Below are 18,491 nucleotides of genomic sequence, written 5' to 3'. Positions count from 1 at the left end.
ATGAATGTTGATCTACAATATTGAGGATTTTGGAGCGCTTAAGAATAGTAAAAAGTTAGCGACTGAAGCGATAATACGTGCGATTGAAGCGGCAAATAAAGCCGGTGGAGGAACCGTTTATGTGCCGGCTGGCACGTTCTTAACCGGTGCAATTCATATGAAAAGCAATATCGAATTGAATTTAAATCCTGGTGCCATTCTTTCATTTAGTACCAACCCGGAGGATTACCCTGCAGTGGAATGCAGATGGGAAGGAGTGAAGCAGCGGGTTCATTCACCTTGTATTTATGGAAGAGAGTTAGTTAATGTATCGATCACTGGCAGCGGAATGATTAACGGAAATGGTGAACTCTGGTGGGATACGTTTCGGAACCGCCGGGAAGAGCTGGAGTATCCCCGGCCGACTCTAATCGGCTTGGACAGCTGTCAGCGGGTAACCCTTAAAGATATCGCGCTGGTCAATTCTCCAAGCTGGACCGTTAATCCGATAGGCTGTTACAATGTGACTATTGATAATATTTCCATTCTGAACCCGGCGGACTCTCCAAATACAGATGGCATTAATCCAGAGTCTTGCACCAATGTACGAATTAGCAATTGCAATATTGATGTCGGTGATGACTGCATAGCGATCAAGGCAGGAACTGAGGATACCAAAGAACGAGTTCCTTGTGAGAATATTACGATCACCAACTGCACTATGGTACATGGACACGGGGGTGTCGTACTCGGAAGTGAAATGAGTGGAGATATTCGTAATGTCACGATTAGTAATTGTGTGTTTAAACAAACCGATCGTGGAATCCGGATGAAATCAAGACGGGGACGCGGGGGAACGATTGAAGATATTCGGATCAGCAATATTGTAATGGAGGACGTTATTTGTCCGTTTACTCTAAATTTATATTATTTCTGTGGACCACGCGGGAAAGAAAAATATGTGTGGGATAAAAATCCTTATCCGGTTACAGAGGAAACGCCGTGTTTTAGACGCATTCATTTTGCCAATATTACCGCACGTAATGTTCATGCCGCAGCGGGTTTCTTATACGGGCTTGCGGAGCAATATGTATCCGAGATTACGTTTACTAATGTGGACATCTCCATGGCGACGAATGCAATTCCCGGCCATCCAGACATGATGACAGGGATCGAAAACATGAATAATCGCGGATTTTTCCTCGGGAATGCAAGAGATGTTCAATTTCATCAGGTGACGATTGAGAACCATGAAGGGCCTGCTTTTTACATTGAAAATGGAGAAGCTGTAGAGATCATAAATTGTCGATCAAAAAACACAAAGAAGCCGGAAAAATTAGTAGAACAAGCCACAGTGTCACCTGAAGAACAAAATGTCTGTCCATAAGAGAGAGTCATCAATTTATTGAAAGGAAAAGAATCCACTATGCTTGTTGTAGGAAAAGAATCCTTTTGCGCTTATCACACGATTCAAGAGGCGATAGATTCACTAGAGCAGGAGCCATCCGGTCAAGCGGATACGCTTTATATTTTGTCAGGGGTCTATAAAGAGGCAGTGCGGATTTATCGTTCTAATCTTACGATCATAGGGATTGGCTACGTGGAGATTGTTATGAATCGTTACGCGAAAGAGCGTGATGAAGCGGGCGAAGAAATCAATACATTCTCTACACCAACGTTATTTCTGGGCGGGAGCCATCTGGTCTTGGAGAATCTGGTGATTACCAATAATGCAGGGCAGGGTGAAAATATCGGGCAGGCGGTAGCCGTGTATGCTAATTGTGATCAAACCGTATTCAGAAATTGCACCTTAAAAGGGCATCAGGACACGTTATTCACGGGACCTTTGCCACCTGTACCCAAAGAGCGATCTACGTTTGGAGGTATACCACTGAGAGAACACCATGCCCAATATCGGCAGATGTATCAGCAATGTTATATAGAGGGAACAGTGGACTTTATATTTGGTGGGGCTACGGCTTATTTTGACAGATGTGAAATTCGCAGCTTGCGTCATAGTGAGAATCAAGCAGGTTATATCACGGCAGCCTCCACACCTGAGGGACAATCGTATGGTTATATTTTTAAAAATTGCTTTTTAACAGCAGCCCCTGATATTGATCCGGTGTTTCTGGGCCGTCCTTGGCGTGAGTATGCTAAAACCGTATTTGTGGATTGCCAGTTGGGTGCACATATTGATCCACTTGGCTGGGATAACTGGAACAACACCGCTAATGAACAAACCGTTAGTTATCAGGAATATGGCGTGAAGGATGTAATTCTCCTGAGTAAGCAACGTGTTTCTTGGGCAGATTGCTTTGAAGATGGGGACGAGACGCTGGATAAAGAGTTTGTTTTTGCTGGAACGGATTTTTGGAGATAGATAATTTAATTAACGAGTACACAAATAAAAAACGGTAGTCTAGACGAGAAGCGTAAAGTCTTAGACTGCCGTTTTATTTATGTGTTGTATCACTTTATTTTTAATATGATCTTTCCTTTAGCTCTGCCCGATTCAGAATACTCCATTGCTTTCTGTGCCTCTACAAAAGGAAACACTTGATCAATAACAGGTTTTATTTGTCCGGATTCAATAAGCTCTGAAATGATTTCTAATTGGCTGCCACTTGGTTTCATGAACAGAAAGCTGTATTTGACCTTGTATTTTGCCTCTAATTTGCTCAGATTCCGGGTAATCAAGCGAAAAATATTAGTTTTTATGAACCCAGCTCCATACTCTTTTCCGAAGCGAGCATTAGGCAACCCTGAAACCGATACAATTTGTCCGCCTTGTTTGACTGTTTTAAAAGCTTTTTCTAATGTTTCACCGCCAATGGTATCGAATACTCCATCATAATTTTGTAAAACCTTATCAAATGCTTCTATTTTATAATTAATAATTTGATCGGCTCCAAGTGACTTGACCAATTCTGCTCCAGCATCGCTTGTAGTAGTAGCCACGTATATCCCCATCGCTTTGGCAAGTTGGATAGCAAAAGTGCCAACCCCGCCCGCTCCCGCTTGAATCAATACCTTTTGTCCTGCCGTTAGCTGTAATATATCAAGCAATGCTTGATAAGAAGTAAGCCCGACTAATGGGATGGATGCAGCTTCCTCAAAGGAAAGATTGTGAGGTTTGAGCGCTATATCCTCTTCATGTACGGAGATATATTCTGCGAAGGTTCCAATTCTATCTTTTCTGGGCCGTCCGTAAATCTCATCACCTATCTTGAATTTTTTAACATTCTTTCCTACTTGAATGACAATCCCTGAAAAATCATTTCCTAAAACTAGGGGCATGTCGTATTTCAACAGCGTACGGACTTTGCCATCCCGCACTTTGAAATCGATAGGATTAATACTTGCTGCGTGGATCTCTGCCAATACATCATAATCACCCACTGCGGGTGTTGGGATGTCGGCTAGCTGAAGAGGGGAATTCCCGTATTTTTTTATGATCATTGCTTTCATCCTAAAACCTCCAATTCATTAAATATTCATTTTTGCTGATCCAGAAAAATAACTCATCTCAACAGGGGAGATGTTTTTTGGTTTCGATTTGTCCTCGCTTTTATCTGAGCAGTCTCGGCGATATTTTCCTTGTTCCAGCTTCATATCAATAAAATCGACAACCTGCTGCAGCGACGAGATTTGGCTGACGATGTTTTCTCGATGGTTTCTTAAATGCTCCACCAGTTCAGGATAATCCGCGGGATCAGCGTCGGCGGAGACCGCCAAAAATGGCTGCATTTCCTGCAAGGGCATGCCTGTTTTTTTGAGGCAGGATAGCAGCAGGATTGTATCTATGTCTTCCTGCCGGTAAACGCGATGCCCGTTGTCCTTCCGGTCCGCCCGGGGAAGCAGCGCGATCTTTTCGTAATAGCGGATCGTGTCCTCGGATATTCCGGTTTGCGCGGCGGTTTCTTTTATCGTAAACGTCTGCTCTGCCTTCATACTCTACCTCCTGGAGATTGTTTTGTGTGTGCATTATACAACTTGGAGCTGACTCCAAGTCAAGACCTTATCTCTGGGACAAAATCTTTTTATTACGCCTTGACTTGGAGTCGACTCCAATTAATAAAATGTGCGTTATAAGAAGAGGATATCCCGAATTCAGGAGGAGATTTACAATGAGCACACAGCAACGTGAAAATATTGCATTGATTACAGGCGCTAACGCTGGGATTGGATTGGAATTAACTCGAAAACTGCTAGCGGAGGATTGGCAGGTGATTGCTTTGAACCGTTCCGGTTTTCCAGCCGATGATATGAACATCCAAAAAGCCATCAAAAACGGCTGGCTTCGTATTTATAAAACAACCGATCTCGCGGATTTTACCAGCTTGAGAGGGACGCTGGAAGAGATCAAAGGCAAGGAGCAGCGGATCGATATTTTGTTCAACAATGCCGGCGGGAGCTTCCCTGAACTAAGTTACTCGACACAGGGGCGTGAAAAGCACTATGAGTTGATGACCGTTGTGCCGTATATTATTTTAATGGAATTGAAGGATAGCCTACAAAAAGGACGCTTAAAAACGGTGATCAACACTTCATCCTCAGCGCTTAAGTTTACGAATGAGTTTACGATCGAAATCCTGGAGCATCCCACAACCTTCCGCAAGCTGCTTGGTCCTTACGCCACCTCAAAGCTGGCATTATCGTTATGGACACAGGCCGCCGCGGGGCAGCTTGCTAACGAGGGCATCATGATTCGCAGTGTTGATCCGGGTAGCAATAACACATTGCGAAAAGGAAAAAATTCTGGACTGCCTCTTATAGTTAAGCCGTTGATGAAGCTGTTTTTCTCTCCGCCTACCCACGGCGCCGGCCAATTGTACAAGGGGGCTCTGGGAGAACACCGTGAGGAGACGGGGGTATTTCTTCGGAAAGGTCAGGTTGCGAATTTGAAATTTAAGGATCAAGCCCGGAATGTTTTGGAAAGGATTAATGATATATACGAAAATGAGTATCTTCGTTGTTAATCTGATCTTTAGATCTCTAATTATTTTTTTGTAATTCCTCCAAACGTATGAGATAATAGAGTTTTTCCGTTGATTCTATTTTTCATGGCATGGTAGAGATGCCTGATCAAATATTGGAGGTAGGCTTGTTGGCGAAACAGTATCCTTTTGAATATGATCGGACCAAACCTTTTATGGAGCAAGTAGGGGAATGGGTCGGTGATGTATTCTATGAAATTCTTCCTGAGGCTGGATTTGAAGTACGTGATGAACAGATATACATGGCCTTTCAGGTAGAGCGAGCTTTTGCCGAGAAAAAGACGATTTTTGCTGAGGCAGGGGTCGGAACAGGCAAGACATTAGTGTATTTGTTGTATAGCATTTGTTATGCGCGATATATGGGCAAACCTGCGATTATTGCATGTGCGGACGAGTCCTTGATTGAGCAGCTTGTGAAACCGGAAGGCGATATCGCCAAGCTTGCAAAGCATCTGAACATGAATATTGATGCCAGACTAGCGAAATCACCGGATAAATATATGTGTCTGAAAAAGCTGGATCAGGCTCGGAACCATGATGATGAAAGCTTACCACTGGAGAGCTTGTACAGTACATTACCTGATTTTGTACATTCACATGCACCGATGCAGCAATTCCATGCTTATGGAGACCGCAGAGATTATCCTGATCTGAATGACGAACAATGGAACAAGATTAACTGGGATACGTTTCAGGACTGCTTTACTTGCGATATGCGTCACCGCTGCGGGCAGACCTTGTCCCGTGATCATTACCGGAAATCAAGCGATCTGATCATTTGTTCCCACGATTATTACATGGAGCATATTTGGACCTATGAAGCGCGTAAGCGGGAAGGGCAAATTCCTTTGCTTCCAGATCATTGTGCGGTTGTATTCGATGAAGGACATTTATTAGAATCAGCGGCCATGAAGGCGCTTGGCTATAAGATGAAGCATGTCGTCTTTGAAGAATTGATTTCTCGCCTGCTACAGAACGAAATTCGTGAAACGCTAGCCGTTCTGATTGATGAAGCGATCATGCAAAGTGAGCAAATGTTCAAAGCGATTCGCCGTCAATGCCGAAACATACCAGGATCAGATCGGAAAAGCATTGAGCTGAATGCTTCATTGATTCGTGAGGTACACCGGATGCGGAGTGTAATTGCAGCTATCGAAGAAGAATTAGTATTCGAAAGCGGACTCTACACGATTGATGAATACCAACTGCGAATTGTGGAGGAACGTTTGGAGACCATAGAGATCGCTTTGCGATTGTTTGAGGATTCGGGAGCTCTAATCTGCTGGGCGACAGAAGAAAGCGATGGTCTAACGCTGTCGGTCATGCCACGAAATGTCAAAGAGGTACTTCAAGACAGCCTGTTCACGCAAAAAATGCCAATCGTATTCTCATCGGCTACATTGTCTGTGGATAAATCATTCCAATACTTAAAGGACAGTCTTGGGATACAAGATTTTTTATCCTTCTCTGTAGACTCACCTTATGACTATGAGCACCAGATGAATGTCTATGTGCCAGAGCTTCAGAGTGGGGATTTTGCTGAGAAAATGGAAATTTCCCTGAAGCTTATTCAGCAGACTGAAGGTAGAGCACTGCTACTGTTTCGTACTCGTGAAGAGCTTCTGCAATTCAAGCAGCTTAACTCATTACGACCGGAAAGCAGCTCATATTCATTTTTATATGAAGGGGATCAAGAAATCAGCTATTTGATTTCAGCATTCCAACGGGATGAGCATAGCGTGTTATGTGCGGTCACCTTATGGGAAGGGCTGGACATCCCTGGACCTTCATTATCTAATGTGATCATATGGTCGCTGCCGTATCCTCCGCTTGATCCAGTGTTTATGGCAAAGAGGGCGGAAACCTCCACTCCTTTTGAAGATGTGGATTTGCCTTACATGCTGTTAAGACTCAAACAAGGGATGGGGCGGCTGATTCGAACCGGTACAGATCAAGGAATTGTAACTGTACTTGCGGAAGAGGAAGGGCAACATCCGGTACACGAATATATAACTTCTGTACTTCCAAAAGGGACTCGACTACAGAAGCTGGAAGCTTAAATATCACTAACGATTATAATTGCTCCTTTGGTGAGGCAGATGCTACGGCATTTATGTTTCACTCGAAGGAGCTTTTTTTGTCTAAAATTAAGCATAAGTATTCCTAATCTTACGGATAGGATATTGATATTTAACTTCCGAGCGCTGTCGTATTATTGTTGAGTTATGGGAAGTATTTATACAGCATCATCTAGAGATTCATCAAGGAGTGTATACGACATGGGTCAATCAGAAGGTTTGTATCAACCAGAACACAACAAAAAGGTTGGGTTTGCATTAGGGATAGGGCTAACCTTAGTTATCGCATTATTGGCGAAATTTTTAGCGGGTTTTCCATTCCTATCTATTATGGGGCAATTAGTTATTGCCATTTTAATCGGGATTATTTGGCGAGCTACGATAGGAGTGCCAGGTAGCATCACACATGGCACCGATTTTTCCAGTAAAAAACTGCTTCGTCTTGGGATTATCCTGCTCGGTATGCGGCTTAATCTAATGGATATCGTTGCTGCAGGACCTCGGGTATTTCTTTTGGCAGTCATCGTCATTATATTTGCGATCTCCGTTGTCTACGGATTGGCTCGACTGTTCAAAGTAGATAAGCGCCTCAGTATCTTAACTGCCTGCGGAACTGCGATTTGCGGTGCGGCAGCGGTGGTTGCCATCGCTCCACAGATAAAAGCCAAAGATGACGAAACGGCCATTGGTGCAGCTATAGTAGCTATATTAGGCACAATATTTACACTGCTGTACACATTTTTGTATCCTTTTCTCGGCTTATCAGATTTAGGTTATGGGGTATTCTCAGGAGCGACTTTACATGAAATTGCTCACGTAATCGCGGCTGCGGATGCTGGTGGAAATGCTGCCGTTGATATGGCGGTCATCGTTAAATTGACCCGGGTGGCCTTACTTGTGCCGGTGGCTATTTTAATTGGGATTTGGTCCAATCGTGAAGAAAGAAAAGTGCAAGGTGAAGCGGCTAAAGCTTCGTGGAAAAGCATTCCAATCCCCTGGTTTATTCTAGGATTTCTAGTTGTCAGTGGTGTGAATTCGTTAGGGATCGTCTCTGCATCAGTAGCCAATGGGATCGTTACAATTGCTTATATGTTAATCGCTATGGCGATGGCAGGGCTTGGGTTAAACGTTGATTTGGCGGCATTTAGACGGCTTGGAATGAAGTCTTTTGCAGCGGGACTTATAGGATCGGTCATGTTATCTCTAGTTGGATTTATGTTAGTTCACTTACTTGCACTAGCGTAGTTAGCATGTACACCCTGAGTATGAAATGAGTTACTTCATATCCAAACAGCGTCCTTCTCTTTATCATTTAGTGTGGTAGGGTATGCATGAAATGAATGGAGGGACTTCAGGTGAAGTATTGCATAGGTGAATTTGCTTCCATTCTCGGGGTAACTGCGGATACGCTGAGATTATACGAGAAACATGATATTGTTAGGCCCACAAAAGATAACAGCAATAATTATAGATATTTTAATGATTTAGATGCGAGGGATCTGTTAATGAGCAGATGGTATCGCAGTATGGAAATTCCATTGCCCGAAGTGGCACTTTTAATGAAGGAGTCCTCTATTGAGCAAGTTATGGGAATGATGCAGCAGTCTCAGCAGAGTTTAGAAGAAGAGATTAAGCAAAAGACGATGCTGCTAAACAAGATGAATGAAATTCATAAAGAGCTTAAGGAAATAGAGTCCTCATTATATATATGTAAACTTAAACAACTGCCAGGCATGTACAGGCTTAAGCAAACGGATAAAAATGCATTATTAAAAAATGATATCGTAAAAAGCCTCGTCAACACTTGGATGGATAGGCTTCCTTATGCGTTTTATTCTTTTAAGATTGAGGACGCGGGGGTGTTATCCGGTGATAATAACTTTGACTATAGCTGGGGGCTTACCTTACCCGAGGAGGAAGTGCAGAAATTTGCTATGGATATCGATGAATATGTAGAGTACATTAGCCCGAGTATCTGTGTCTCTGCTATCATGTTATCTACGGATGGACATTATATCACGAAGAAATCCTTGCAGTTTATGATAGATTACATCGAAGCAAATGGTTATACCATAGCGGGTGATGTGGTGGGTAAATTAATGCTTACTGAAAAAATAGAAGGCAATAACCGCTCGTATTTGGAAGTGAATATCCCAATTGTATAAGTGTATTTCTATAAACACCTGCTCTGAGAGCGGGTGTTTTTCTTTTTGGACAAGAATTGGACATTGACCTTGGTGCTGCACCAATGTTTATACTTCGGTATATAGCTTGGCAACGTTCGGTAGATATATATAGATATGAATGTGAAAAATATCACGTTCTTGGCGAGCTATAAGATATTAGATACTGGGGGAGAAGAGAATGCGCAACAGAAATTTCACCAAGAAAATGCTCATGTTAACTTTTTGTATGGTGCTGATCGTTTCCATGCTGAGTGGATGCAAAGGAAATGGGGAGTCGGCAAATTCGTCATCATCATCTTTTAAAGCCGGTACATTCGCTGGGGAAGCGGAAGGCAAAGAGGGCGTGATTAAAGTAGAAGTCACTATGGATGAGCCAGATAAAATTAAAGATATCAAGATCGTAAGCCAGTCAGAAACAGGTGGTCTAGGCGATAGTGCACTTGAAAAAATAAAAGATCAAATTCTGGAAGGACAAACCTTGGCGGTAGATGCTGTTAGTGGTGCGAGTCTTTCCAGTGAAGCAATGCTCGCGGCCGTTGAAGATGCCGTAACCAAAGGTGGAGGAAATCTGGAAGTCCTCAAAGCCGGTGGCGTGCAAAAAGCGGGTGAAGGTAAAACGGAAAAGCTTGAAACAGACGTAGTGGTAGTAGGCGCCGGTGCATCTGGTGTGTCCGCAGCGGTAACCGCTGCTGATAAAGGTGCCAAGGTTATTATTATCGAAAAAACAGGAGTTATCGGGGGAGCAAGTAATCTATCCTGGGCCGGTAAGTTCTATAATTCTTCCGCAGCTACTGACAATAATCTTAAAGTAAATGTGGAAAAAGAAATTACCGATTGGATTGTCAACAATCACTGGAGAGTTGACGCTGCAGCGATTAGACAATACGTAACGAAATCCGGTGAAACTTATGATTGGTTAGCGGAAAAAGGTTATAAAACCAGCTTTCTAAACTTTTTCGGAGAGCAGCTGCATGTACTGCCAGCTTATGAAACCCGGGAAGAGACCCTTCGGAAAATGTTGGCTGAATCGGTTGAACAAAAGGGTGGACAAGTGATCACCGAAACCACTGCCAAAAAGCTGATTACCAATGAAGCAGGAGAAGTTACAGGTATTGTGGCTGAGAAATCAGACGGGACTACTCTTGAAATCACAGCCAAAAGTGTCGTAATGGCAACAGGCGGTTATGCTGCAAATTCGGAAATGGTTAAAGAAGCTTTTGGTTTTGAAGGGGTTAACGGAGGACTAGGTCAGAATGTTGGGGAAGGTCTGAAGATGGCTTGGGAAGCAGGAGCCAAGGTTCCTGATAACTTCGGTGGTCAGATGCTGCACCAAACATTAGCCAGAGCAACACAAGGACTAAAAGCACAATATGAGCCTTTTGAAGCAAGTTATCCGCTGATGTTGACGTATCTGCCTAACTTCATGAATGTAGGTTCTTCCGGAGCACGTTTCAGAGATGAAGCAGCGACATTAACATCGGTCGCCGCAGCTAATACGAGTGCATTTAATGGTGCTTATCATATGGTTATCGTATCAAAATCACAATTGGCTGCTCTTCAGTCCAAGGGGATGAAGGGTGTTAACGCACCAAGCCTGCCAGGAATGCCACCAGAATTTTATGCCGAATTTGCAGATCAATTCACGTTAGAGAATCCATGGGTAAATGCAGAAAAGGTGTTTGATTCTATGGTAGAAAACGGAGATGGCTTCAAAGGAAATACAATCGAAGAATTAGCAACAAATGCAGGTATGGATGTAGATGTGTTTGTAGAAAATTACAATAGTTATAAAGAAGCTACAAAAACTGGTGTGGATACTGAATTTGGTAAAGCTGCTGATTATTTAGAGCCAATGGGCGAAGAAGGACCGTATTATGCCATCGTCGCTGAAATCAACAACTTGGGTTCTGTAGGTGGCTTGCTGGTAAACACTAAGTTCCAAGTGCTAAATGATAAACGTACACCAGTAAAAGGATTGTTTGCTGTAGGGCTTGAATCGGAAGGCGTATTATTCAACGATACCTATGTAGGCAATGGGGTTGGAATTGGTTATTCCTTTACCTCAGGTCGTCTAGGTGGAGAGAGCGCGGCAAACAGTGCTTTGAAAGCTAATTAACGACAATTTCCCGGAAAATAATTCAAACTTTTTAAAGCCGCAGAGTAGACAACTCTGCGGCTTTTTTTGCTGGAGATTAGAGCCAATCTTCTTTTAGCAAAGATTTAAGAAGCTCTACATTTGTTACTCCCAGCTTGGCAGCGATCTGCTGCTCTAATTCAATTTTGGTGATCATCATTCTGTTATTGCATTCTATACCCTTTGGAGTGAGGACAATATTTTTGTCACGCTGATTTCCTTCGACTTCAACGGCTTCAACATAACCACGGGATAACATGCCTTGAATGCTTTTATGCGTGCCCTGTCTTGAAATATGAATTATTCTACTGATTTCTGAGATCGATAACATTTCTCGGGCCGCAAGAACTGCAAGAATGTGGGATTCGGTCTTATTGATTTGATCCGGGTCTTTGTCTGTCACTATTTTACGTAAAGCTAGATGCTTCTCACTGAGTAAATCAATCAGGTTCATTTTTTGCAGCTGCTTATTCATTAGAACACTCCTAAATGATGGCTCGTTTATCCCAGTATAAGTCATTTGTGAATATTGTCAACTTGGTTGACTTGATTTGAGGATCTATGTTATTGTAATCCAAGTTGACAATACAGAGATAAAAGGAGCTTGAAGATGGGAAGAAACAAAAAAGAAGCATTTTTATTTACGTTCATCATGTGTTTTTTAATGGTGCTGGGGATGAGTATTTACAATGTAGCACTAATGGAGGGTTGGTCAGGCACGTTAGTTAAGGATGTGATTGTCGGCTACTTGCCTGCATTTATAGTTGCACTCATTCTAGATGTATTTGTTGTAGGCAAGGTTGCAAAGGGGATCGCGCATAAGCTGGTTAAAGAAAATGATCCGATGATCAAAAAAATCATGTTCATATCCTTTTTTATGGTGACCGGAATGGTATTGTTCATGTCCTTCTATGGCGCAGTTCTCCATGTTGGATTTTCTGCTGAACTACCAAGAGCTTATCTGTCTGCCATAGGTAAAAATTTTATTTTTGCACTTCCACTGCAGATCATTTTAGTTGGGCCGCTTACACGATTTATTTTTGTGAAAATTACTCCAGCTGTGTCTGCGCAGGGAATAAATCAATAGAAGCAATGTACAACAAAACGCTCTCCGTCTGCCCGAATAAGCAGATGAGAGCGTTTTGTTTTTTTAAAGATTAGAAACGTTTATCTATGGCTCGCTCATTTACGCAAGCGCGTGAACTCTCTTTTTTACAGGTTCGAGTAGATTTAGGGCATACTCATTTCCGCTACCTTTGGGACTATCGTTACGGATATGCTCCTCCAGACATAATCTGGAATTGTGATCCGCTTGATAATCAGGATGAGTATCCAGATACCGCATTAGGGCTTGCCATGAGCCGTAGATATCATCAGTGCTTTCTGTCAGAGCATAGAGGCCGCCGTCGAGCCGCATTTCCTTTAGATGAGCTGGTATCTTCACATTTTCCGGAATTGAGGCACAGAATCCATATCCGTAAGGTTTATTCTCACCAGTTGGATGCGGGTTCGTATTGCCGCCAAAAAGCCGTGCTGTGCCTAATAGTTGACTAGCTTCCAGCCATTCATTAACTGGGATCATAGCCTCATCTTCTGGAGAGGTACTAACCGCAACATTGTAGGCAAATCTCATAGCTGGAAGAGTAATGAATCTTACATGAATAGGGGTAGAGTGATTAATAGTTGGCATAGATATAACCTCCTCAGTTTTAGTCATACCATCCGAAGGATTGCATGACTTTTCGTTTAGTTCAGATAATAATTGATTTGTAATGGGTTCCTCGACATGGGCGGATATCCACTGTAAAAAGAGATGGATTTCACTTTCTCTATTCGTTAGTTCTGCTTTTTGATTGTGAATAGAAGCCGCTTGCTGGCTGAGCGCTTCGTACATGGACTGAACGGACATATTTACAAGCACGGTTCCAATATCCTTGATGCTAATATCCAGCTTTCTTAATAATGAGGTAACCCGAATGGCAAGTATTGCTTTCTCATCATAAATCCGCCAGCCAGAGCTGCTATCCCGCTTACTTTCAAACAATCCTTGAGCTTCCCAGTGACGCAGAGTCCGACTCGTCAGTCCGAATTGCGCAGAAAGCTTATCAATGGTAACAAATCCGCTCATAGACAACTCCCATTTCATAGTTTGATAAGGCGCCTTATGTGGATTATTTTAGCATTTAACGTTACGTCAATTGCAAGGAGAATTAATGATTGGGTATTCGAGATAATTTACATTTCTCATACAAAACATTGTCCAGTATTTAACGTCCAGCTTCTACAATCAAGATATTGGTAGAATGTACCTATTGCAATATGAGGCTTTATACGGAGGATGATATTGTTGAAAGCTAGGTCTATGCATCTAACTATGAAATGGAAGTTGATTTTGAGTTTTTCCGCCGTTGTTCTTTTCTTTTTGGGAGTAGCGTTTTATCAAAACCATAAAATCAGCCAAGTGGAGATTTCTATGGAAACGCAAAAAGCTGAGATGGAAAAACGAATTACCGTGTCAATCATTACGCAACTGCTGCAGGAAATGAATGCGGTAGAATCTTCGTTAGCGGGTTCGAGTGATTTGGAGTTCGTCCAACCCTTTAAGGACAAGCAAACAAAGCTGACTAAAGAGTTGGCGACGGTGAATTTTGCGGCAGATTCGCCGGCATTTAAAGAGTTAGAACAATTACATAGTCAGATTGGGGAATATACGGGATATTTTGACGAATTGGTAAAGACCATAGAAGACGAGCAGCTTGATCCCATGAGTGTGCTGGAACAAATCGATGAATTACATACGAAGGCTACAGCGTTGAGTGAAGTCATGCTAGTGACTAATGAAAAATTGTATACGGCAGCAGCAGAAAATGCAGAAAAAGCACAGGATTATTCTTTTGATCTGCTTAATCTAACCACCTCTATAGTTGCTTACGCAGCTGTGCTAGTGTTTATTTTCACATTAGTGATTGCGGTTATGCTCATACGTTCCTTCCTGAATCCTATTCATAAACTGCAAGTGGCTCTGCGAAAAATTGCCGAAGGAGATTTGCGTCAGCAGATTAATTCTCCTTACAACGATGAGTTGGGCAGTTTGAGTCATCATTTTGATCATATGGTAGAGCGGGTCCGGGAAATGCTTCAGCATACCCAGTCAGTAGCCTCTTCGCTGGCAACTTATTCGCATTCTTTTCAAGAATCTTCATCTATAACTGCGCATACGAATCAAGATATCGTAAGCACAATACAGGAAATCTCGGTAGGGGCAGAACAGCAGGCAGGACAATCCGAGCAGAGCGCTGGCCTAATTCAGGAGCTGGAACGTGAAGTGAATGAGATCACGGAGTATACCGAGGTTATGCTGGCTACCAGTCAAACGGCTAATCACAATACTCGTAAAGGATCTGAATCCGTCATCGCCCTCCGGGAGGTGTCTGAGCATTCGCGAGAATCTGTGAATAAAGTATATCTGGCTTTAACCAAACTGAGTGATCAATCAAAGGACATCTCGCGCATTACTAAATCCATAACAGATATTTCTAATCAGACCAATATTCTCTCACTTAACGCAGCAATTGAAGCAGCCCGGGCAGGTGCCTACGGAAAAGGGTTCGCTGTCATCGCTGATGAAGTAAGACAATTATCTGTACAGACCAAAGAGTCCTCCGTACATATCAGTCAGATTATTAGCGAGCTGCAATCCGGGATGGATGAATTCCAGCAATATATGCTGGTGACCAAAGGAAATCTTGAGGAACAGGATCATAAAGTGGCTGAAACGTTGTCCTCTTTTGAAGCGATTGATCAATCTATTGTGGAGATTAGTAAACAGATTGGGCAAATTCACGACAAAGTGGATATGACGCAGACTATGAACCGTAGACTCGCAGAGTCTGTGCATGCCGTCGCGGCCATCGCCGAGGAAACTGCGGCAGGGGTGCAAGAGGTGAACGCCTCCAGCGTACAGCAGGATCATGCTATCCGTGATATAGCCCGTCAAGCCATTGAGATTAATGAAATTTCGCAGAGTTTATTCAAAGAAATCAACATTTTTAAGATTGATTCGGATGGAGACAAAGGGATCAGCGATGAAGGTGACAGGGATACAAAGCATGCTGGCACTCCAGAAGCTGGGGACACATTAGGAGATGCATTAGGAGACGCATTAGGAGATGATACATTGGGTGCTGGCGATCCTCCAGATGATGGTGGTACACCAAATGCAGACGTTTCTAAAGAGGGATCATATCTGACAATCTCTGCTTAGCTCAGCGGGAATTGGCATTCTTAGCGTAAGGAGGAATAGAGAATAGAGTAGAGTAGTGAGTAGTGAGTAGTGAGTAGTGAGTAGTGAGTAGGGAGCAGTGAGTAAAGAGTAGTGAGCAGTGAGTAAAGAGTAGTGAGTAGTGAGTAAAGAGTAGTGAGTAGTGAGTAGTGAGTAGGGAGTAGAGTCTAGAGAGTAGAGTTTAAACATGAGAGGCTAAAGTTTAGCGCTTAGTAAGGTTCTACCTGCCGTTTTGATTTTAAGTGTATTTTATACAACTAAAAAAGTTTGTATGTAGCTTGATTAGGGTTTAGTTGTATTTAGTGCAGTTATTTCGAGGCGAAATGATGATAACGGTGGTTTGGTGGGGATATAATTGCATGAAATACAACTAAAACCAGGCGTGAGTACACATACCTGAAAATAGTTGTATAGAGTGCAATTAACTCAACGCGTAATTGTGATTTGTTGCATAAAGAAGCTGGCTCATTCGTGGGAGTGTCCACGAAAAGCCAGCTTTTTATCGTAGTAACATAGTTAGTAATTAGTCCTCGTAAGTTTGATTTAGGGTGTCAACTAACTCTGGGAGCCAGTCGCTTAGAGTGAGAAACTTGTATCCCTCCGATTGAGCTTTAGCTGTATCCATAAACCAAGATTGTGTGATCCCGAATGGAGAATTATGTGCATCCGCTGTTTCGCTTTGAATGACGGCTTGTTTTCCGGTCTCTTTTTCAATCAGCCAGATAAGGTCTTGAATGCTAACCGTACCGTCTGAGCAAGCGTTGAGAGGACCCGTCACCGTCGAGTTGCCGAGCCAATATAGAAAATCAGCGGCTTCGTCCGAACGGATAAAACAGATATTTGCATCTGGATTCGGAATCCCGATGGGCAGTTCGTTACGTACATGTTCAATATGAAAATGGAGTCTTCGTGTATAATCGTCCATTCCCAGGACAATCGGAAAGCGGACAGCGGCTACAGGGAAGTTAGCTTGTTGGATAAGGACGGCTTCCGCCAGTCTTTTCCCTTCCTGATAGGTGAAATCATTTCGTCCTCCATAACGAATCGGGTACGTTTCAGGATCGAATATCTCTTCCGTCAGCGCTTGCTCACTGAAATCATAGACAGATAAACTTGAAGTCAGTATGTAACGTGTGGTTTTGCCGTCAAAAATACGGCGCGCTTGATCCGCTTCATCAGGTGAAAAACAAATATTATCGTAAACTACATCCCAACTCGTACCACCTAATGCTTGAGCGAAGACCTCCGGTTGAGACCGATCTACCTGTATCCGGTGAACGAGATCGCCAAAAGGATCGCTTGTTTCCCCGCGCGTTAATATGGTTACTTCGTTCTTAGAATCCTCAAGCAGACGCTCGACCAAACGTTTTCCAAAAAAGCGTGTGCCGCCTAAAATAAGAATCTTCCTCATCAACCTCACTCCTTGATTGCTATTAATGGTTATTAAAACGACTGTTTATTGGTTTATATAAAGCTTCTGACTCATTGTGGATAAGCGGCAGGATCATCGAGATCCTATTGCACTCTATACAATCAATGGATGAGCAAGTGGCATTGAACTAACTTTTCACCAGAATCTATTGCAGAAAGTGCTGCAGATTCAATTTTGCGGCCAGGACGGCTGATTCTGTTGCACAATATGCAAGTCTACAGCTAGTTACTACAAACTGCCTAACCGCTAATTACACATTAAGCGAACTAATCGCAAATATATCTGTTCGTTTTTAACGTAACGAGACACTTAGCTGCCCGAAATCCAGCATAACGAAAAACTACGCCACCATACACATTCCTGGCGTGGTATAGTTCCAACTGTTTGAACTGAATCCACCAGCTTGGGAGGTCTGGAAGCCTTGCAAGCTTTGGCTCGATACCGCCATTACAGGTTCCTGGCTTTCGTCCGCAAATACAAGCTCGATCAGCTCGGCAATTTCTCCATGTTCATACGCGGCTGCAAGGCGGCTCAAGACGATCTGCATGGCTGTGTCCTGTGGTAAAGAAGGACCATCGGCCTGAAGCAGCTCTTGTCTTACGAGAGGAAGGGCTTGCCGGGCTCGGTGCAGAGCGGCTTTTATTGCCCCTTCTGTGGTATCGAGAATCTCGGCAGCTTCCATTGCAGAGTGCCCCAACACATCTCGAAGCAGGAACACCGCCTGCTGCAGCGGAGATAAATGCTCCTGTAGTGCTTGAAAAGCAGCTTCAATCTCAAATGAACCATACTCCGCAGAGGCCTCAGTGGGGGACTGATCCAGCTCCAACACTCGTGACAAGGTGGCTTTTCGCCGCATGATATCAATCCATGTGTTTCGGGCAATCCGAAAAAGCAATGCCTCAGGATTTGGGTGATTTGTAGAACTTGTATGATGAGTAGAATTTGTAGGAATCGTAGAATGCATTGCAGATTTTGCAGACGTTGCAGTCTTAGATGGCGTTACAGCCTTGGCTGACGTTGCAGTATTAGCAGACGTTGCAGCCGTACAAAACGTATAGTTCATTTGATTAGTTTGATTAGTTTGATTAGTTTCAAGTTTTTCATTAGCTTTATCATTTTCAATGGTTTCTTTATTTTGTTTAACTTCATTCATTAGACTGTTCCCATTATTTGTGCTCGTTGAGTCCGAAGGCTTCATATAACCAAGGGCCTTGACCCATGTATCCTGAGCTAAATCATCGGCATCCCACGGGGATTGTGTCAATGCAAGACAATATCGCTTCAGAGCTATCTGCAAAGACCTGGTGTTACTTTCATCCGGCGCATCTCCGGTGCTAAGCTTCTCAAGGATGATCACTCTGCATAACTCCTTTTCCAGTAAGGTGATTTCGATTACTTCT

The 18,491-nt window shown here is 43.1% G+C and carries 15 protein-coding genes; 9 read left to right on the top strand and 6 right to left on the bottom strand.

All coding sequences use genetic code 11. The features are described from left to right. Positions 1 to 4 precede the first annotated feature (4 nt). Together MHH60_RS19685 and MHH60_RS19680 are read left to right on the top strand one after the other, a co-directional pair. Positions 5 to 1,366, top strand: coding sequence for a glycoside hydrolase family 28 protein (locus tag MHH60_RS19685; protein WP_076134002.1), 1,362 nt, complete (start codon positions 5 to 7; stop codon positions 1,364 to 1,366). Positions 1,367 to 1,405: 39 nt separating this feature from the next. Further along, a complete protein-coding gene (locus MHH60_RS19680) occupies positions 1,406 to 2,362 on the top strand; it encodes a pectinesterase family protein (RefSeq protein ID WP_076134089.1) in 957 nt (318 codons plus the stop codon). A gap of 89 nt (positions 2,363 to 2,451) precedes the next feature. Here the strand turns inward: MHH60_RS19680 and MHH60_RS19675 are convergent, their stop codons facing one another. Both MHH60_RS19675 and MHH60_RS19670 read right to left on the bottom strand, forming a co-directional pair. After that, complete coding sequence (locus MHH60_RS19675) at positions 2,452 to 3,450, bottom strand: NADP-dependent oxidoreductase (protein ID WP_076134003.1); 999 nt, start codon at positions 3,448 to 3,450, stop codon at positions 2,452 to 2,454. Positions 3,451 to 3,468: 18 nt separating this feature from the next. Beyond that, positions 3,469 to 3,933, bottom strand: a complete 465-nt coding sequence (locus MHH60_RS19670; RefSeq protein ID WP_076134004.1) for a MerR family transcriptional regulator — start codon at positions 3,931 to 3,933, stop codon at positions 3,469 to 3,471. 176 nt (positions 3,934 to 4,109) lie between these two features. Here MHH60_RS19670 and MHH60_RS19665 point away from each other — a divergent pair, with 176 nt between their 5' ends. The 5 genes from MHH60_RS19665 (at position 4,110) to MHH60_RS19645 (ending at position 11,359) form a co-directional block, all read left to right on the top strand. Beyond that, positions 4,110 to 4,961, top strand: a complete 852-nt coding sequence (locus MHH60_RS19665) for an SDR family NAD(P)-dependent oxidoreductase (RefSeq protein ID WP_076134005.1) — start codon at positions 4,110 to 4,112, stop codon at positions 4,959 to 4,961. Positions 4,962 to 5,134: 173 nt separating this feature from the next. Then, positions 5,135 to 7,039 carry an ATP-dependent DNA helicase gene (locus MHH60_RS19660; RefSeq protein ID WP_370511165.1) on the top strand — a complete coding sequence of 635 codons (1,905 nt, stop codon included), beginning with the start codon at positions 5,135 to 5,137 and terminating at the stop codon, positions 7,037 to 7,039. 219 nt (positions 7,040 to 7,258) lie between these two features. Beyond that, positions 7,259 to 8,302, top strand: a complete 1,044-nt coding sequence (locus tag MHH60_RS19655) for a YeiH family protein (RefSeq protein ID WP_076134006.1) — start codon at positions 7,259 to 7,261, stop codon at positions 8,300 to 8,302. 110 nt (positions 8,303 to 8,412) lie between these two features. Next, the gene (locus MHH60_RS19650; RefSeq protein WP_076134007.1) at positions 8,413 to 9,222 is read left to right on the top strand and encodes a MerR family transcriptional regulator; all 810 of its coding nucleotides are present in this window, start codon (positions 8,413 to 8,415) and stop codon (positions 9,220 to 9,222) included. A gap of 199 nt (positions 9,223 to 9,421) precedes the next feature. Continuing rightward, the gene (locus MHH60_RS19645; RefSeq protein ID WP_076134008.1) at positions 9,422 to 11,359 is read left to right on the top strand and encodes an FAD-dependent oxidoreductase; all 1,938 of its coding nucleotides are present in this window, start codon (positions 9,422 to 9,424) and stop codon (positions 11,357 to 11,359) included. Between the two features lie 76 nt (positions 11,360 to 11,435). Here the strand turns inward: MHH60_RS19645 and MHH60_RS19640 are convergent, their stop codons facing one another. Beyond that, complete coding sequence (locus MHH60_RS19640; protein ID WP_076134009.1) at positions 11,436 to 11,852, bottom strand: MarR family winged helix-turn-helix transcriptional regulator; 417 nt, start codon at positions 11,850 to 11,852, stop codon at positions 11,436 to 11,438. Positions 11,853 to 11,987: 135 nt separating this feature from the next. Between MHH60_RS19640 and MHH60_RS19635 the strand changes: the two genes are divergently transcribed. Then, the gene (locus MHH60_RS19635) at positions 11,988 to 12,464 is read left to right on the top strand and encodes a DUF2798 domain-containing protein (RefSeq protein ID WP_036679295.1); all 477 of its coding nucleotides are present in this window, start codon (positions 11,988 to 11,990) and stop codon (positions 12,462 to 12,464) included. A gap of 99 nt (positions 12,465 to 12,563) precedes the next feature. On the opposite strand, the gene MHH60_RS19630 is transcribed toward MHH60_RS19635, so the two are convergent. Continuing rightward, on the bottom strand, positions 12,564 to 13,505 hold the full coding sequence (locus MHH60_RS19630) for a MerR family transcriptional regulator (protein ID WP_076134010.1): 942 nt from the start codon (positions 13,503 to 13,505) through the stop codon (positions 12,564 to 12,566). Between the two features lie 345 nt (positions 13,506 to 13,850). Between MHH60_RS19630 and MHH60_RS19625 the strand changes: the two genes are divergently transcribed. After that, on the top strand, positions 13,851 to 15,641 hold the full coding sequence (locus tag MHH60_RS19625) for a methyl-accepting chemotaxis protein (protein WP_341161154.1): 1,791 nt from the start codon (positions 13,851 to 13,853) through the stop codon (positions 15,639 to 15,641). 541 nt (positions 15,642 to 16,182) lie between these two features. Here the strand turns inward: MHH60_RS19625 and MHH60_RS19620 are convergent. Next, the gene (locus MHH60_RS19620; protein WP_076134013.1) at positions 16,183 to 17,070 is read right to left on the bottom strand and encodes an NAD-dependent epimerase/dehydratase family protein; all 888 of its coding nucleotides are present in this window, start codon (positions 17,068 to 17,070) and stop codon (positions 16,183 to 16,185) included. A gap of 361 nt (positions 17,071 to 17,431) precedes the next feature. After that, positions 17,432 to 18,448, bottom strand: a complete 1,017-nt coding sequence (locus MHH60_RS19615; protein ID WP_076134014.1) for an RNA polymerase sigma factor — start codon at positions 18,446 to 18,448, stop codon at positions 17,432 to 17,434. Positions 18,449 to 18,491 lie beyond the last annotated feature (43 nt).

The organism is Paenibacillus sp. FSL H7-0716 (genome assembly GCF_038002705.1).
GTDB lineage: Bacteria > Bacillota > Bacilli > Paenibacillales > Paenibacillaceae > Paenibacillus_AQ > Paenibacillus_AQ odorifer.
Note: the sequence above shows the minus strand (reverse complement) of the source record. Positions and strands in the feature narration are given on the sequence as shown.

Coding starts and splice junctions, on each gene's coding strand:
- MHH60_RS19685 (WP_076134002.1), top strand. CDS start 5: ATGTTGATCTACAATATTGAGGATTTTGGAGCGCTTAAGAATAGTAAA.
- MHH60_RS19680 (WP_076134089.1), top strand. CDS start 1,406: ATGCTTGTTGTAGGAAAAGAATCCTTTTGCGCTTATCACACGATTCAA.
- MHH60_RS19675 (WP_076134003.1), bottom strand. CDS start 3,450: ATGAAAGCAATGATCATAAAAAAATACGGGAATTCCCCTCTTCAGCTA.
- MHH60_RS19670 (WP_076134004.1), bottom strand. CDS start 3,933: ATGAAGGCAGAGCAGACGTTTACGATAAAAGAAACCGCCGCGCAAACC.
- MHH60_RS19665 (WP_076134005.1), top strand. CDS start 4,110: ATGAGCACACAGCAACGTGAAAATATTGCATTGATTACAGGCGCTAAC.
- MHH60_RS19660 (WP_370511165.1), top strand. CDS start 5,135: ATGGAGCAAGTAGGGGAATGGGTCGGTGATGTATTCTATGAAATTCTT.
- MHH60_RS19655 (WP_076134006.1), top strand. CDS start 7,259: ATGGGTCAATCAGAAGGTTTGTATCAACCAGAACACAACAAAAAGGTT.
- MHH60_RS19645 (WP_076134008.1), top strand. CDS start 9,422: ATGCGCAACAGAAATTTCACCAAGAAAATGCTCATGTTAACTTTTTGT.
- MHH60_RS19640 (WP_076134009.1), bottom strand. CDS start 11,852: ATGAATAAGCAGCTGCAAAAAATGAACCTGATTGATTTACTCAGTGAG.
- MHH60_RS19635 (WP_036679295.1), top strand. CDS start 11,988: ATGGGAAGAAACAAAAAAGAAGCATTTTTATTTACGTTCATCATGTGT.
- MHH60_RS19630 (WP_076134010.1), bottom strand. CDS start 13,505: ATGAGCGGATTTGTTACCATTGATAAGCTTTCTGCGCAATTCGGACTG.
- MHH60_RS19625 (WP_341161154.1), top strand. CDS start 13,851: ATGGAAACGCAAAAAGCTGAGATGGAAAAACGAATTACCGTGTCAATC.
- MHH60_RS19620 (WP_076134013.1), bottom strand. CDS start 17,070: ATGAGGAAGATTCTTATTTTAGGCGGCACACGCTTTTTTGGAAAACGT.